Source organism: Hymenobacter aquaticus, assembly GCF_004765605.1.
GTDB lineage: Bacteria > Bacteroidota > Bacteroidia > Cytophagales > Hymenobacteraceae > Hymenobacter > Hymenobacter aquaticus.
The window spans coordinates 2052431-2069478 of record NZ_SRLC01000001.1 but is presented as its reverse complement, the minus strand read 5'-3'; the positions used below and the strand labels follow the sequence as shown (position 1 = coordinate 2069478).

Here is a 17048-nt window from a genome sequence, read left to right as displayed (position 1 = left end):
CCGCCTTTGTAATTCTTGCTGTGAAGGTCAGACAATCCAATATAGCCATCAATAATGGCGAATACTGATCTGCTGCTCTTGACGTGTCATCGGAATATTGCTGAGCAATGTAGTAGCTGGCTGACCATCTTAATTATGTTCCATATCCTTCAATCGTTTATTTACACTGTCTGTGGCTAAACACCAATCCCTTCAGCAATTTGTCGAGAAAAAAATGCAGGAACGCCTGGATGTGTACCGGCGAGATCCTATACTTATTCTACAGGACTACATGTTGGAGCAGCAAGTCAGCGCCGATTACGACGGGCGGCAACTGCTGGAACTCCTGCAGAACGCCGACGATGCCGCCGGGCGCGATCCTAAAAAGCGAGCCGGGCAAGTGTCTATCCGACTGCAGGGACGCATCCTGGAAGTAGCCAACACCGGGGCTATCTTCACCGAAGCGGGCGTGCAATCCTTACTCTACAGTAATCTGAGCCCCAAATCCCTGGACGCCGACCAGATCGGGGCTAAAGGTCTGGGGTTCCGGGCCGTGCTCAGCTGGTCCGACAGGCTGGAAATCCATAGCGGACAGTTGCGCATTGCCTTTTCCGCGGCCTACGCCCGGAAGGTTTTGCAGCAGCTGCGCAGCGGCGACAATAAGCAGGCCGTGCTGCGCATGCTGCGCCTGGCCCGGGAGGAAACGACCACGGCGGAGCATCCCATTGCCGTGCTGCGCTGCGCCGAGTTGCTCGGCGCCGAGACAGAACCAAGGGCAGGTCTAGCCGGCTACAACACCCTGATCCGGGTGCACATGAAGGCCGAACAGTTGCCCGCGCTGCGCCAGCAGCTAGTAGAGGAGCTGCTGCCCGAGGCCCTGGTGTTTCTACCCCATCTGACCCTCCTGCACGTGGAATGCGACGGGGTAGGCTGGCATATGGAGCGCGCACAGAGCGAGGGCGCGGACGGCGTGCAGCACGTGCGGGTGACGCGCCAAGAGGCCGATGGTGCCCGCACCCGGCACAACTGGCAGGTGCTGGCCCGCACCGACTGCCTCCCCGCACCTGAGGATAAGGCCTTGCGGACAGTTGCAGCGACTACACCCTACGAAGTGAAAGTAGCGTGGAAGGCGGACTTGGCTCCAGGGCCAGGCAGGCTGTTTTCGTATTTCCGCACCGGCGTAGATTGGCCCCTGCCATGTTTGGTGCACGCCACGTTTAACCTCAACGCTAGTCGGCAGAGTCTGCAGCCAACGGCTACCAACCGGATGCTGCTGAGCGAAGCGGCCCAGCTATTGGTCGAAGCGGCCGAAGTGATGGCGCGCAGCCGACCGGCCGATCCCTACTTGCCTTTGCGCTTGCTCTGGCACGGCGCCGCGAAGGACTGGGATTTTCACGCAGAGTTGAGCACGCTAGGCTTTGAGGTGGCGCTGACACAGGCTCTGCGCAAAGCGGCCGTTTTTCCAGTTATTTCGGGCCACTACCGGCGCTTTTCGGAAATCCGGCTGCTGGCACAGCCTTTCGCCTGCTATCTACCCCCGCTAGGCCTGGACGAGTTATTGTGCTGGCCGCTGGGAGACAACCAAACAGTGGTGCTTGCTGGCTTAACGCACTTGCTGACTCGACTGGGACCGACATCTGGCTCCTACCCTTTGCCTGCTTTGCTGGCCCGGGTGGCGGCAGCGCGCCCCGCTGGTGCTACAGACGATTTTACCCGGTACGCCGAGCTGCTGCGTCTTGTGGAAGCGGAGCTTCGCTCACGCCCGGCCGCGCAGCTCCAACTGCAGGCCGGCGGCTGGCCCGCACTGCTGATTGACCAGGCCGGCCGGGCTTTGTCACCCGGGCAGGTGAGCTTTCTGCCGCCGGATGGTGAGTGCAAGCTAGGGATGGCCGGGCTCAACGTGTTGCACCCGGCCCTATCGGCCGCGCTGCTACAGGCTTTTGCCCTACCTACTTACCAGGCCCTGAGCGGTCCCCTGTCCCTTCCGGCCTTCAACGTACGGCCCTACGAGTTTGCCGAACTAGCCCTTTACGTGCTGCGTCAGCACGGCCAGCGCGTTAAAACGCTGCACCCAATGCTCTTCCGTTTGTACCAGGCAGAGCGCGTACGGAACGGTCGGGGTCAAAAGCGGCAACCGGTGCCGTCGCTAGCGCAGGACATTCCCCTGCCCACCCAGGCCCACGGCACGGCCCCGGGCTGCACGCTGTATTTTAGCCGTAACCCGGATAACACGCGCTCTTTGTGCGCGGATCTGTACGCCCACGACCCCGAGCGATTGGTTGGCTCCCGTGCGGCGCTGGGCCTTGGGGGAACCCGCGACAAAGATGGAGAAGTGCGCAGCTACCTAGAGTGGTGCGGTGTGCGGGAGTGGCCCCGGTGGGTGGTTGAGAGCAGCCCTGGCAAAGCCTATGTCGACCATGCGTTGCGGCGGTTCGACTACCGGCGTACCCGATTGGGTGGGCACCGGTACGACGGGTATGTGGACTTCCGTAAGGTTAACCCACCGGGGAAGGACCGGTGCTATGTGGCGTCGTTGGACGGGTTAGATGGCATCCTGTCGCACGCGGATCCAGCCGCGATTCTGCGCTGGGTCTGGGAGTCGCCTACTCAGGGCTTGGCGGATGTGTTGAAGAAGGACCGGGAGCCAACGAGTGTAGGCTTGCCCGCCAGCTTCCTGCAAGCGGGACAGTACAATTATCACCCAGTTCTAAATGCCAGCCAGATGCCTGCATACGTACGTTGGAAGTTTGCGACCAGTAAGTGGTTGCCTGGGCCCAATGAGGAACGTGTAGCGCCCCAGCGCATGCTGCTTCCCGCCCGCGGGCAGCAGGACGGCGAGTTCAGCCCCGTTTTGTATGGGGCTGCCCCGAGCCAGCGGCTGCTGCAGCAAAAGAAAATTACTGAGGGCTTGCGCGAAGCGCGGGAACTGCTCACCAGTCTGGGCGTGAACTTGGCCTTAAGCGAGCTGCCCGCCGAACTACTCTACCAGGTGTTGCTAGAGCTGCCCCAGCGTAATCCCAAGGGCGACCGGGCCAGCTCGCTGTACCGAGAATTAGCTACCAATCTAGAGGCGAGTAACCTGTCAGATCAGGACCCAGCCCGCGAGGAGTTTATCCGCCGTGGTCAGGTATGGTGTACCGCTCCCGGCGGGAGTCGCTACGTGCCGTTGGCCAGCAACCAGGTCCGCTATGCGGCCGATGCCACATACAGCCCGCGCCTGCTGGCGCGTTTTATCCTGCTGGACGTACCGCCCAAGCGCAATGCTGACAAGATGCTGCGGTTATTTGGTGTGCCGCCCCTCGACCGCTTGGCATCGTCAGTGGTAGGCTCACCCCCGATCCATCCCCTGCGGGAGGCCTTTGCCCAGGATTGGCAGCTGCTGCTGCTGTACCTGTACGCACTATTACCGCAAAACACGGTCATCGCTGACAAAGGCGATGTGCTGAAAAGCCTGCGAGTGCAGTTGACTACTCAGTTGCGCGTAGCCCACACGCTCTCACCAGGCTCCTCCGACACGGAGAGCTATGCCCCGTATGCCTACCTGTTGACCCCCAATAAGCTGGCGGCCTGGATTGTAGTACCCGAAGACGTGAGCCTGGCAACCCTGAAGCAGCAGCCTCGCTTCCAAGACGCGCTGGCGGAAATCCTGAGCGTGCTGCTCGAAGCGGATGCATTACGGGAAGTGTTCATGCGCTTTATTGCCGCCCCGGCCGCGCAGAGGGACGAATTGCTCGCTCTGCGGCAGGGAGCTACGCTGGAGCAGGTGCACGCCACGCTGCACCAAGTGCGGGAAGTGATGACCCAGCCCGCCGAGAATCGGCAGCTTTTCTGGTTGCACTTGGCAAGCCTCGCCCGGCCGAAAGGCAAAGCGATCCGTCGGGCGCCTGTGCGGGAAGCAGAATGGCCCGCCTGGCTGCGCCAAACCTTTGGCACGCGCCTTAGCGCCTTAGTATTGGCAGCCTTTTCCCAGCTAAACCCGAGCTTACCCTGGCAGCACAGCGACCTGCGCGTGCTGTTTCAGTTATTTGGCGCTCTAGGGCTGAGTGCAGCCGTTTACAATCGACGGGCTGCGCAGCCGGTTGATTTTAGCTTGCTGTTTCAGGCTGAGTACGACGAACTGATTGCGCGTTACGAACCCTTCTTCGAGCAACAGCTCTATGCCCAGTTGGCCACGGCTACTCTGCGGGAGCAGCGCGGATTTGAAGCCGCTCGAGTTGCGTACCGGGCCTTGCGGGTGCCTGTGCCCATTCCATCGGATTTCGCGGCGGAAACCGTTTTTCGGCAGCAGGTGCTCACCCGCTGGCATGTTACGCTGACCGGTGCATCGGAGGCCGTGGATTTGTCCGAACGCGCCGCTGAGCACGAGCGGACTCTAGTGCAGCGAGCCGTTGCCCGGGGCTTTGCCCCCGATTACGTGCGCGACTTTGTCAGCGGAACACTCGAGCGGCGCAGCCTGCTTTTGTTCGGCCGTGTGACAGAGCTGCTATCCAAACTGCCCAAGCCCACTGTCCAAACCAACACCGGCCAGCCCATTCGCAACGTGTTTGCAGTGGGTAACTCGGACGTAGCCTTCGACACGGCTCAGGACTTGCTAGGCCAGCTGCTCACCCGCTGGCAGGGGCACGACACAACTATTCACCTGCTCAACATCGAGGCCTTGCCTGAGCCGACCAATGAGGCAAGGGAGCGGGGAGGAATAGGCACCTCTGGGGGCGCCGGGCGCGGCTACCAACGGCCGGAAGATCAGGCGCTGACCGGAGCCATTGGCGAAGGCCTAGCTTACGAAGCCCTTCGCCGCCGGCCCGGTGTTCGCCTGGTAGAAATTAAATCGGAGAATGCGGTTAAACTCGGTCGCCTGCCCGGGCAAAAAGGCCTGGGCTACGACCTAACGTACATAGATGAGCAGGGGCTGCACTACGTGGAGGTAAAAACCAGCACGGTAGCCGGCAATCGACAATTCTACATGTCGCAAAACGAAGTGCAGTTTGGAGAGCAGCACCCAGGTAATTACGAGGTGTTGCTGGTTACTGGCATTCAAGAGGCTACGGGGCCGCGTTACGAGAGCTTAGGTAATCCGTTTGTGTACAGTCAAGGACAAGGCTTTCTCCATAATCCTCGTTTTACTGTTGAACATGACACCTTCCGCGTGCGTTTTCAAGAAGTTCGTCAAGCTATATGAGAACCGTGTAGGCTAAGCCGAGGGCCGATCCATTAGCGTAGGTAACAGGGCACGGGCTGCGTGTTTGACTGCTGGCAGAGGCCAGCGAGTTAGGAAGCCCACTAACTCTGCCAGTACAGTTTCCAATTGTTCTGACCCGGGAGTTAACTCGGGGACGTCGGACAAGGGCTTACTGGTCGCGAAAAGCCGCTGCACGTAGCCGAACACCTCGTCCCAGATCAATTCCGGTTCAAATTTCCCAGTTATAACTGGCAGGACATCATCCAGTTCCTCAAGGTAGTAGATGACCGACGATGCAGTTGTCAAGTCGTTGCTGAACACATCAAAGGCTCTCTGCCGGGCCAGCGTCGGATCTACTCGCTGCAGAGCTTCGAAGCCCCGTAACCGGCTGCCGCCATCGTAGCCCCGCGCCCACCCAGCATCGGTTGAGTACTCGATGGCTTGTTCGGCTAATTCGCGGGCCAGGGCCTGTTCGCCCAATCGCCACGCCAACCCGCTGAGCGCGCTGTAGAACAAGGAGTCGCGCCGGGTGTTGCGGCGGCTGGCGGCCAGCGCCCGCACTTGTGCGGCGCTCAATTGGGGCGCTAACTGCATCAGTACGGGCGACCAATCGAAGTACGAATTGGCGGTGTCCTCTCGCGCTAACAGTGCTACCAACTCATCGTGAGTACTAGCCCGCGCCAAAACGGAAGCCTCCGGTACTCGCTCATACTCCGACCTCAGTATCAGATCGTTTCCGCTTTCTTCAACCCGGGCCGCATCGGCCACCGGCCATACTATATCGGGGTGGTATGCCGACACGTCCAGCCCGCGCGCGGCCACGAAATTGGCTAAGGCTGCTAGTAACTCCTTTCGTTTGTCGACTTGTGCTTGGTAGGTTACAGCGTCGAGCAGGGCAGGCAGGTGCTGGGCAAGCGCCTCCTCGCCGAGCAAGGCAAAGCCCCGGTTCAACAAGGTAGTTAACAGGGCGGCCGGGTCGGCAGGAGAAAGCAACAGGTATACGTCCGTGAACAGGCGCAGCAGACCGCCGAACTCCGCGGCGGAGGTAGCCCGGGCCAGGAAGCTAGTGCTGAAAACTTCCAACGCGCCGTCAAGCACCAAAAAGCCCTTGTCCAATTGCCACTGCAGTTGCCGCTGGCCGGCGCTGAAATTCCAGGCCAGGGTTGTGGCAAGCAACGTCTCCGAAGCGCTCCAGAAGCTGTTGCCTGTAGTTATGTCGCGCAGGTGCTGCAAATGAGCTAAAAACCAACGCAGGCGCTCTGGCGCCTGGCCGGGCCGCCGTTCGTTGACTTGCTGCAGCCACGTCAACCAAGTGGTTAGCTGGTAATCTTTCCGGAACCCCACGCCGGCTGCTTCCTGTAGGGCCTGCTGTAGCAGCCGTTCGGCAGCGGCGGGGTCCGCCACCGCCACCCAAGCTTGCGCCTGCGCCCGGCAGGCCGTTACGCGCCCGTCAACATCCAGACCATCGAGCATAACGGCTTCCAGCTCCCGCAGGACCGGCACCACCTGGGCTGGGGCGTACCCGTGTCCCACCAAGGCCACCAAGATGCTGCGCCGCACGTCGGCCGGCCAACGAGTGGGGCGACTTGCAAATTCTCGGAGCAACAACGTAGCCAACTGCTCCAGTGCCGCCGGGCCAAATTCGGCTACTGCCGAAATCAGCAAAGCGAAATAAGAGCTTTGAAGGCGCAGCAGACGTCGCCAGTACCGATGCTGATGGTAGCGGGGTTCGGATGGGGCCTGGTAATAAAACTGCACGACGGGTTGTACCCGCCTCAGCAGGTCGGGGGGCAGGGGGCTGCCCGCTAGCGCCTCTGCTAAGAGCTGGCTTATTTGTCCCACCCGCCGCTGGAAGGCCACCAACTCCTGCATTTCCGCGCCGGGGGGCAGGGCGCTAACCGCTACGTCGACGGGCATCCCAGCGCCGCAAAGGTGCAACAGCTTATTCAGCAAGATAAATGGCTCGTATTCGACCAGTGACTCGTCAAATTGGGCGAAATCCTGGCCCAGACCGGTTGGCTGCGGCACACCAGCGAGCCACTGCTCTACCAGCGCCGTGTCAGCCATGATGTCGTAGATGAGGTCGGCCACGTAAACCCGGGGTGTGGGACCTACGGTACCGAGCGGAAACTCCGCTACCAACAATGTTAAATAGCGTTTGGCTTGCTCCTGATTATCGTCTGCTAGGCTAGCACGTGCCGCCGTGCGCAGTGCGTCAAAGAAGATTTTTAATCGGCGCTCGTCCGTGCCACGGAACTCTGCTAGGACGGTATCCAGCTTTGCCCAGTCGCGACGGTCAATCAAGCTGTGCATCAGGTGCTCCAGCATTGAGAAGCGCAGGTGCACTGCTGTTTCGTGAGGAGCGCCTGCCTTGCCCAGGAGTTGGATGTTATTGAGGCGGGTCAACAGGGCCGGCAAAGGTTGAAACAGCACGGCTGTGGCTACCCATTCTTTCAATTCCCGCTGAACTTCCTCGAACCGCGCCGCCTCGTCCACCACAATGGCCTCGGCTTGCACAGCCGCCGGCTCGGCCAGCGCCAGCAGCATGGATGCCTCAGCGTGTTCGCCGTAGTCGAAGAAACAGCGGGCCGCGAGCAAAGCGTAGGCGCGATTGGTGAGCAAGGTATGGCCCGTCCGCAAACACCGCCGCGCTAAATCCGGCCGGCGCAATACCAAGAACTCCTCTACAAAGGCAGCAGGCCGAATGTGGCGCAGCCGGCTCTCGAGCTCGGCCAAAGCAAAGCCGTAGCGCGCCAGCGCTACCACGTCCCGCGTGCGGCGGGCTAAGGATAGCCCCAACTGCAGGTCGCGCTTAATTTCCTCGTCGGGCCGAAAATGCACGAATTGGTCCACGAAATAAGCTGGCGTGGCCAAATGCCAGAACTGCTCGGTGTCTCCAGCGTGGTAAAGGTGAAAGAGGCTGTTCCAGGCCGGTTCCACCTGCGATGCTTTGTAGTGTGCGGCCAATTGCCGGTGCAGCTCGGCTTCAGCCGCGGGCGTGTGCTCCCCGGTCAGCGGGTCAAGCGCCGTCTGCTGAAGCAAGAATTGGCGAAACGAGTTGTGGAAAAACGACCAAGTCTCGTCTGTCGTGGTAAACAGAGGTTTGGCTTGGCGGCGCAGTGCTGTCAGCACGGAGGTCGCAAAGCCCCATTCCCGCACAAATTTTAGGTTGATGGAGCCGTTGAGGCGAGCTAATAGCCCTAACAGTGTAACCAGGTCGTCGTTACCGGCAATGGGCTCCCATATTTTCTGGTAATAAAGCGTGATGTCGTTCCCGATCGGCGTGGCTTCAGCCAGCACGCCGTCTCGGTCGGATGAGTTGCGCAGCCGCTCCAGTAGGTAGGTCACGTACAGCGGGTGCCCTTGTGATTTGTCAGCCAGCAAATGCTGCTGCGCCGTGATGAGCGGAGGGTGCAGATCCGCTGCTTCTGCGAGCCGAAAGACGGCGTGGCGCTCCAGCGGGGCCATATGTAATTGGCGGTCTAGCTGTCGCCACTCAGCTTTGATTTCTGGGGCTAAGTCCGATAGTTCGTACGTCTGGCTGCCTAGGACCACATAGACCCCCGCTGGCAAGGTGGTGGGCAGAGGCAACTCGCGCAAAAAGCTTTTGGTCACTTGCTGGTATTCCCGCGGCACGTGGTCTAGGCCGTCAAGCAGCAAGATGGTTTTGCGACCGGTGCGCGCGTACTCCTCTCCCAACCAGTTCAGCTGTTGATAGAAAACCTCTCGTAGGTAGTGCAGTTCCCGATAGGGCAGCACGTTTCGGCCGTAAGCCCCGGCGGCCTTCAGCTGGAAAACCAAATCAAAGTAAAGTGTTGTGGAATCGCCCCGCTCGTGGTAATTGCCTGGCGAGGCGGGGTTCGTGAAATCAAAGGCGTAATACTTGATGACCCGCTCGGACCGGCCTTTAGCCCACTGCGTCAGCAAGGTTGACTTACCCGTCCCCGGCGCCCCTGCCAGGAACAGATAGCCTCCGGCGTGCCCGTCCACCATGGCGTCAAGCGCCTGTAGGGTGGCGGTAATGGGTTGGTACTGGTGCGGGTCCACGAATAATTCATGGTTGAACGTGGTCTGGAAGCGGGCCTCCCAGTGTAGGTCCGTGATGAGCTGACTGGCCTGCAATTCAACCGGCCGACTGGCGTCACCTACTTGTTCCAGCAGGTGTGAGCGAAAAATTGTCACGTCGTCATCTAACTTTTGGTAGCCGGCCTTCGTGATGCTGATTGCCGGAGCTTTGTAGTTGGGCTGGAGTTCAAAGTGGGCAACAAAGTCTTTGAATTCGGCCGCCTTCAGCCCCGACAACCGGGCAAGTTTTTGCACCGCCGGCTTCCACTTGGGCGCGTAGGGTTGCTGGGCCTTGATCGGCAGCCAAGCTTCAGCGAAGAAGTCCGCGAAGGTGCCAAGGTTGGTTTTTCCACTTAGGATTCGGTCGTGCGCAGAAAGGTTCTTGTTGGTCAGCAGGTGCCCGATAACTTGCTTGTGTTGCCCGTGGTACTTGGCCCGCAGCCCCCGCCAACTCTGCACCAAGTCGGGAAGAAGGTTGCAGAAGTCGAGGAAGGAAATATTCTCCCCGGCAATGGTCCACTTCACTTGGTAGGCATGTACCTCGTTGGCTGTGGCGTACTGGATGTCGTCGAGCTTCTCTGCATCCGGGTCGGCCAAGCGAATCCATTCTAGCCGGTCGGCAATCAGCTCCTGATAAGCAAACCAGGCGAAAGCGTTAAACTGGGCTAAATAGCCGCCAATGGCTGCGCGCTCACCCGCAGCGGATACAGGGTTGCTCATTTTAGTGTAGTACAATTCTCACTGAAGAAGTAACAGGCCTAGCTATTATGAACAAAAAAGCACCTGATGTTAAGGTGCAAATTTCCCCTAGCAAGGAACCGATCAGCCCCAAAGTTCGGCAGCGGCCACAACACAACTATAGTTTAATAGGTCAAGGGATAAATGAATTTTCATCAAGTAGGTGGGCGGTTGCGCTTCGACTCCGCGCACTAATAAGCACGTGGCCCTTTGACACGCGCGTACCTAGTACTTGATTATGGCCCGCCCAATGGTTATGCGGCCTGGGCTTAGCTGCCAGACCATCTGCCGCGTGAGCAAATGGTACGCTTAGCTCTCAGCAAAAACAGGTTTTTCAACTGCTTGCCATAGATGATCAACCTGTCCTATAAGACAAGAATATCAAATCTGTGTATGGAGTACGATATCTCAGCACAAGCTACTTACTCTACAGTTTTCGAATTGAAAATGCTAACTCATTGATGTAGCTACTCTTTTGTTTTACTGCCAAAAATCATAGTAGCATGTTCAAAATTCTTTGCCGACATTTCAAGCTGAGTTCCTAACGTTTTGCTCAAAACGTTACCTAGTTGGATGCCTATATGCTTGCTCATCAGAACGATAGCGTTACGTTAAGTTTTTTCGATCCGCTTCCGCAGACACTGCTACCTAATCCGCCCAGCTTTGCGGGCCACCAAACCTTTGCTTTACGCTCCTCTTGGCTTAAAAAGGGAGTTGATGCGCTGCTGAAGTATCCCACGCTGTTCTCTTCGGAGGAAGCACTGGTTCTATTAGGTGTCGGCAAGAATATGGTCACCGCCATCCGCCACTGGTTGATTGCTACGGGCATGGCCGCCCCCGTGACTGAGCGGAGTTCATACTTGCTGCCAACTACCTTAGGTAACTACCTGCTGGCAGACGACGGTGCAGATCCTTACCTGGAAGACCCCGCCACGTTGTGGCTGCTGCATTGGAAGCTCTGCGGCCCCGGCAGCCAAGCTTACACCTGGGCTTATGCCTTCAACATCTGGCGTGAGTGGGAGTGGACCCGTGCCTCCCTTTCCGCTGCTGTGCTGGCTGCTGCCCGTGCTACTTCGTCGAAAGCTCCTTCTGCCGACACCGTTGAGCGCGACGTTAATGTGTTCCTGCTGACCTACCTTGCTGCGGCCGAGCGTAGCCAAAACGCGGAAGATGGGCTTGACTGTCCTCTGCGTGAGTTGGGACTGATACGCCCCGGTTTTGGGAGCCAAGAGCAATACACGTTCGCCGTGGGCCCCAAGCCTAGCTTGCCACCAGCTCTGTTTGCCTGGGCTCTGCTGAACTTCTGGGATTGGAAATACCCCGGCACAAGTACTATTGCCGCGCGTGATATTGCCTACGCCGAAGGCTCGCCGGGCGTCGTGTTCAAGCTGGACGAAGACTCTGTCTTACGCTACCTTGATCAACTGGAAGAGCTAACCCAAGGGCGGCTTCGCTTTGAAGACACCCCCCTCGTGCGGCAGGTAGTTCGTACCTCCTCTGAAGCTCTTACCCCCGAAGCTCTGCTTCGTTCTTATTACGCTGCCCAGCCAGTCGCTTAACTACATGCCTGCTTTTACCTCGCCGCTGCTGGCCGACTACGTTTCCGTTAAGCCTCGTTTCGGGCGTTCCGTGCATTTGGAACGTGACTTAGCGGCCCCTGCTATATCCGACGGGTACTTTCTTACTACTTCGGCGCTCGAAGCTCTACAAGGTGTTCTCCGGGCCCAAGCTACTCCAGCCGACCGTGCTCTGTCACTCATCGGGCCATATGGCGCCGGCAAAAGTGCCTTCGCTACCTATCTCGCTCGGCTGGTATCCGATGCAGATTTCCGTGCCGGCGTACATCTGCCCGCTACGGTAGGTACTGCAGTACCACAGTTGCTACCGGTTCCGGTAGTAGGTGCCCGGTCCGCGCTGGCCCCCACGCTACTAGCTGCCCTCCGGCATGCGCTTGAAACAGCTCCAGGTGCACCTGCCTTACCGCAGGCGCTGCTCACCGCCGAGAACAAGCCTACGCCGCGTAACGTGGCCAATGCCTACTTAGCGGCTGCTGAGGCCGTAGCTGCCAGCACTGAGAGCAAAGGTCTGTTACTGCTCGTCGACGAAGCGGGCAAGTTCCTCGAATACGCTGCCAATCACCCGCAGGAAGGCGACATATTCGTGCTGCAAGAGTTGGCTGAAGCTGCCGCCCGTGCCCCCCAGCGCGGCCAGCTGTGGGTCATCACCATCATGCACCAAAACACCGAGGCCTACGCGCACCGCCTCGGTCGTACACAGCAAGGGGAGTGGGCCAAAGTGGCGTAGCGCTTCCGCCAACTGCCGCTGTTCCCGTCCGATGTAGAGCGCATGGACCTTATTGGTCGGGCCCTTGAGCATCAACCGGCCTTGTACCTAAACGGCACCTTCTCGGCGCAGCTGGCTCCGGTAATGAACCCGGCGGCGCACTTGCTGCCCAGTGGTCTGGCCGACCGCTTCCCCGACCTTGCCCGGGCGGCTTACCCGCTGCATCCGGTTACGCTGCTTGCCCTGCCTGCTTTATTCCGCCGGGCCGGCCAAAGCCACCGCAGCGTCTTCAACTTCTTGGAAGGGCAGGAGAACAGCGCCCTGGGTCGCTTCCTGCATGAGCAGCCCTTCGATGTAGCCGATCCGGCTTTCTTCCGCCTCGACCGCCTGTTCGATTACGGCCGCGACGTACTGCTAGCCCACTACACCGGCCCCACCGCTCGGCCCTGGCACGAGGCAGTTGAAATAGTCGAGCAGTGCGTCACCAAGAACCCGCCGCTGAGCGAGCTGGCTGTTCGTGTACTCAAGTGCGTAGCCCTGCTAGGCTGGCTGCGCGAATCGCGCCTGCCGGCTTCGGCTACTGTACTGGCCGCTGCCCTCGGACCTGATACCCCCGAAGCCATTGCCGAACTGGAACGTCGCTCTTTGATCGTGTGGAGCCGTGCCCGGGGTAGCTTCCGCTTGTGGGAAGGCGGCGACGTGGACGTGGCTGCCGAACTCGCGGCTGCTCGCTCCGCTCTCACCGGCGACGTGCTGCTCTCTGCCGCCAACGACCCCGTGCTGTTCGCGCTGCCGCGTCTGGTGGCCCGCCGCCATGCTTTCCGCACGGGTACCTTGCGACCGGTAGGAGTGGAGGTACTGCGCCCCGAAGCCCTGCTTAAACGCGCTACCGAACGCCCCGCTGACCTAAGCGTGCTGCTCTGCTTGGCATCCGACGACTCAGCCGAGTTTCAAGCAATAGCCACGGCACAAAGCTTGGCCCAGCCAAACCTGCTCGTTGCCGTAGCCACCGAAACCGAAGCCCTGCGTGAGGCCGCTTACGATTTGGCCGCTGCCCGCGTCGTGCTCGAACACGTGCCCGCTTTGCAAGGCGACCGTGCCGCTCGGCGCGAACTGGCCCTGCGCCGACACGAGGCCGAAGTGCTGTTTCGCTCCGAATGGAGCCTGCTATTTGGCCCAGCCCTCGGTGCCGAAGGGGCCCTCACGGCGGAAGATTCGGCCGCAATGTGGTACACCCAGGGCCAAACCATAGCCTTAGCCGACGCCCGTTCCTTCAGCCGTCAGCTCTCTGAGTTGGCCGACGCTACCTTCCCACACACGCCGGTGTTGCGCAACGAGCTGCTTAACCGCCGCCAGTTGTCCTCGGCTGGTGCTGCGGCTCGTGGCGCTTTGGTAAAAGCCATGCTCGACCGCGGCGAGGTAGAACGCCTGGGCTTTGTAGGCTTCCCGCCCGAGTACGCCATGTATGCCTCGGTGCTGCACGCTCCCGGCTTGCACTACGAGGTGGAGCCCAACGTATGGGCTTGGCGCAGCCCAGCTGATACGCTCACGGACCGAGCCAACTTGCGCCCGGTTTGGAAAGCCATGGAGCGGATGATATTTGAATCTACTCGCCCAGTCTCACTGCCCGACCTGTACGCGCACCTCCGTGCCGCTCCCTACGGTGTATCCGAAGGGATTCTGCCCGTGCTTGTGGCACTGTTCCGCCGCGTGTACGCCGGCGACACCTCGCTGTACCGTGAGGGCAACTTCCTGGCCGATGAGAAAGAGGCTGATTGGGAACTGCTGTTGCGCCGCCCCGACATGTTCGCGCTGGCCGATAGCCGCGTAACTGGTGCCCGCCGCGCTGTAGTGGAGCGCATTGCTCAGTCTACCGGCGTTCAGCCCCAGCTAGTACCCGTGGTACGCCGCCTGCTGCGTATGCTCGATGGCTTACCCGAGTACACCAAGCAAACCCGCCGTTTGCCCGAGGCAGCGCTGGCCCTGCGCGACGCGTTCCTGGACAGCAAAGCCCCCGAGCATCTGCTTTTTCATGCCGCGCCGGTGGCCTTGGGATTGCCGCCATTGGCTGCCGATGCCCCCGACGACTCTGCTCGTCTAGCGCTATTCTTTGCCCGGCTCAACGAAGCCCTGCAAGCGTGGAGTGGAGCTTACCCCGCACTGCGCGCCGAGGCGCGTGACGTATTGCTGCGGGCCTGTGACTTGCCGATGGGCGCGGAAAGCTGGCTCGATTTGCACCAACGGCTGCAGCAGCTGTCACACCCCGGCCCAGCCCTCAGCCCGCTCGTTTCTCGCTGCGCATCCGACGACGCCGAGGCCGACCTAGACCGCGTCTTGGCCCTAGTGGCCAATCGTCCCCTCGAACGGTGGCGCGACGTCGACCTTGCAGCTTTGCCCAGCTACGTGGCGCCCATTGCGGCTGCCCTGCAATCCGTTTGGGGTACCGGAACCGCTTCGGCTGCTCCGCCCCCTCGCAAAGTGTCCATCACGCCGGCCGAGCGCAAGCAAGTGAAGCAACTGCTCGTGCAATTCGATACCATTGCCCGGCCAGAAAGCGCTCCGCCCGTGCCTACGCATGTGCTGCGAGCCGCTGTGCTTCAGTGGCTCGATGACCTTGAAAAACAATCTAATTCTGTTGAGTCGTGAACCTGCCTAACTATACCGGTCCCCTGCATCCTGAAGGCCAAAAGGTGCGCCATATTCTTTGCCTCTCCGGCGGCAAAGACTCTACCGCTTTGGCCCTGTACATGCGCGATAAGGTGCCCGAAATGGAGTACGCCTTTGCCGATACCGGTGAAGAGCTTCCAGAAACCTACGATTACCTAGCCTTGCTCGAGGCGCAGTTAGGTAAGAAGATTACCCGTCTGAATCCCGACAGACCATTTCAGCACTACCTAGACTTATGGAACAATATGCTTCCAGACGCTCGGACGAGGTGGTGTACCAGGATGCTCAAGATCAAACCATTCGAAGATTTTGTGGGTGATGATCTGGTCTACTCATATGTAGGAATTCGCGCTGACGAAAATCGTTCAGGGTACATTTCTAGCAAGCCCAACATCATCCCCATTCTTCCCTTTAAAGATGATGGGTTGGGGTATGATGATGTGATGCAAATTCTGAATAACTCAGGTCTAGGATTGCCCAAATACTACGAGTGGCGCAGCCGTTCTGGCTGCTACTTCTGCTTTTATCAGCAGAGAAACGAATGGGTAGGCCTGAAGGAGCGGCACCCAGATCTTTTTGAAAAAGCTAAAGCTTTTGAAAAGTTTGATGAGCAAACCGGGCGACGCTACACTTGGAATCAAAAAGAAAGTCTAGAAGAATTAGCTGAGCCTGCCCGAACGGCTAAAATCATGTCGGACTTTGAAGAACGTAAACAAGCCAGGAGGAAAGCTAATCCTATGCTAATCGATTTGTTGGGTGAGGATGATGATAGTGAAAATGGTTGTAACATCTGCCACTTGTAATGAGCCTCGATTCGCTGATTGAAGAGTTTTCCAAGATCAAGCGCCACGTTGCTAGTAAACGTGAGAAGCCTCATAAGCTTATTTTACTTCTTTCAGTTCTCGATTTAGTTGATGAAGGTTATTTAACCGAAAACAAGATTTACTTTGATAATAAATTGAAGAGTGCCTTTCGGGAGAAGTTTTCATTGTTAGCTGCTCCGGATGACCTTATGCAGGTCGCGCCTCCCTACTTTCACTTACGTAGCTCCACATTTTGGCACCATAAAGTGAAAGAAGAAAGGGAGGTGGAGTACAATAAGCTTACTACTTCAGGAGGCGGTTCAAAAAGAATTGAGGACAATATCGAGTATGCTTACTTCTCGGATGACGTTTGGACGCATATAGTCAATAAAGGTTCTAGGATAAAACTTCAAGAAGCAATGACATCTGTTGTAGCAGCTCAAAAATTGGGCACTGCTTTTCATGAGCAGTTCAAACTAGAAAGAAACGGCATGTCGCAAATGCTGCGTGTTGTTAATAGTAATGCGGGTAAAAAGAATCTGACTTTCGATGATTATAAAGAGCATACAGATGTAGGAAATAATAAGATAAAAAGCTTTAGAAATTACCTAAAAGCTGGTGGATTAGTAAATGAAGAATCTGCTCTAACTGCTTTCGGACAAGCAGTAGTTGAGCATGATTTAATGTTGGCCAAACCGGAGACTCAATGGGTTATTCACTATGGCATGAGCGTGTCGCACATGCCTGGGCCGATATATTGGAACAAACTGGTTACTAGTTTCTTGACTCCGGGTAGGCCTATATCAAGTCAAGTATTGGCAGATGAAATTCGAGATATTACGCTTTCCAATGGAAGCGCAGAATTAGCAGCCGGTACCTATCGCGAAGCCGCTGCAGTATTCATTCGAACTTATAGCGACAATGATTCTCTGGGAGCATTAAATATTCTCGAAGAGGAGAACGGCCGCACTCAGTACACCGTCCGACAGCCAAGAGCTCTTCCTGTTGGAACATTTGCCTGCCTATTGGCGGATTATTGGGAACGGCATTGGCCCGAACGAGACGACGTGGTGCTGGAGGATATTACGCGCGGCGAGTTGGCTCACGTGCTGCTGCTAAGCGAAAATAAAGTCAACGATTTGCTTGGTGCCTTGGCCGCGCCGGATATGGCCTTGATCAAGCGTCAGCGCAAGCACTTGCCCTACCAGATCATCCGCCAGCCTGGCCTCGATGCCGCCGCGCTCTGGCAGACTCACCTCTACCGCTAAGTTTCCGCCACCCACTAATACCTATTGCTCGTGTCTCGTCCTGCTGCTGTATCACTCCCCGATTCG

7 protein-coding genes are annotated in these 17048 nt (G+C 58.3%); 6 read left to right on the top strand and 1 reads right to left on the bottom strand.

Annotated elements, in window-relative coordinates; genetic code table 11:
* The first annotated feature begins 172 nt into the window (after positions 1–172).
* Positions 173–5158 carry a DUF3883 domain-containing protein gene (locus tag E5K00_RS08430; RefSeq protein ID WP_135462788.1) on the top strand — a complete coding sequence of 1662 codons (4986 nt, stop codon included), beginning with the start codon at positions 173–175 and terminating at the stop codon, positions 5156–5158.
* Positions 5159–5170: 12 nt separating this feature from the next.
* Here E5K00_RS08430 and E5K00_RS08425 read toward each other — a convergent pair whose 3' ends face one another.
* On the bottom strand, positions 5171–9958 hold the full coding sequence (locus E5K00_RS08425) for an ATP-binding protein (protein ID WP_135462787.1): 4788 nt from the start codon (positions 9956–9958) through the stop codon (positions 5171–5173).
* A gap of 584 nt (positions 9959–10542) precedes the next feature.
* Here E5K00_RS08425 and E5K00_RS08420 point away from each other — a divergent pair.
* The 5 genes from E5K00_RS08420 to E5K00_RS08400 are packed head-to-tail and all read left to right on the top strand — an operon-like array spanning position 10543 to position 16982.
* Entirely contained in the window at positions 10543–11520 is a 978-nt protein-coding gene (locus tag E5K00_RS08420; protein ID WP_135462786.1) for a DUF4007 family protein, read from the top strand.
* 4 nt (positions 11521–11524) lie between these two features.
* Positions 11525–12265: a hypothetical protein gene (locus E5K00_RS08415; RefSeq protein WP_135462785.1), complete on the top strand. Its 741-nt coding sequence runs from the start codon at positions 11525–11527 to the stop codon at positions 12263–12265.
* Positions 12266–12307: 42 nt separating this feature from the next.
* Positions 12308–14890: a hypothetical protein gene (locus E5K00_RS08410; RefSeq protein WP_135462784.1), complete on the top strand. Its 2583-nt coding sequence runs from the start codon at positions 12308–12310 to the stop codon at positions 14888–14890.
* On the top strand, positions 14887–15714 hold the full coding sequence (locus E5K00_RS08405; RefSeq protein ID WP_245328240.1) for a phosphoadenosine phosphosulfate reductase family protein: 828 nt from the start codon (positions 14887–14889) through the stop codon (positions 15712–15714). The genes E5K00_RS08410 and E5K00_RS08405 overlap by 4 nt, the downstream gene beginning before the upstream one ends.
* A complete protein-coding gene (locus tag E5K00_RS08400) occupies positions 15714–16982 on the top strand; it encodes a DUF4007 family protein (RefSeq protein ID WP_135462783.1) in 1269 nt (422 codons plus the stop codon). The genes E5K00_RS08405 and E5K00_RS08400 overlap by 1 nt, the downstream gene beginning before the upstream one ends.
* The last annotated feature ends 66 nt before the right edge of the window (positions 16983–17048 follow it).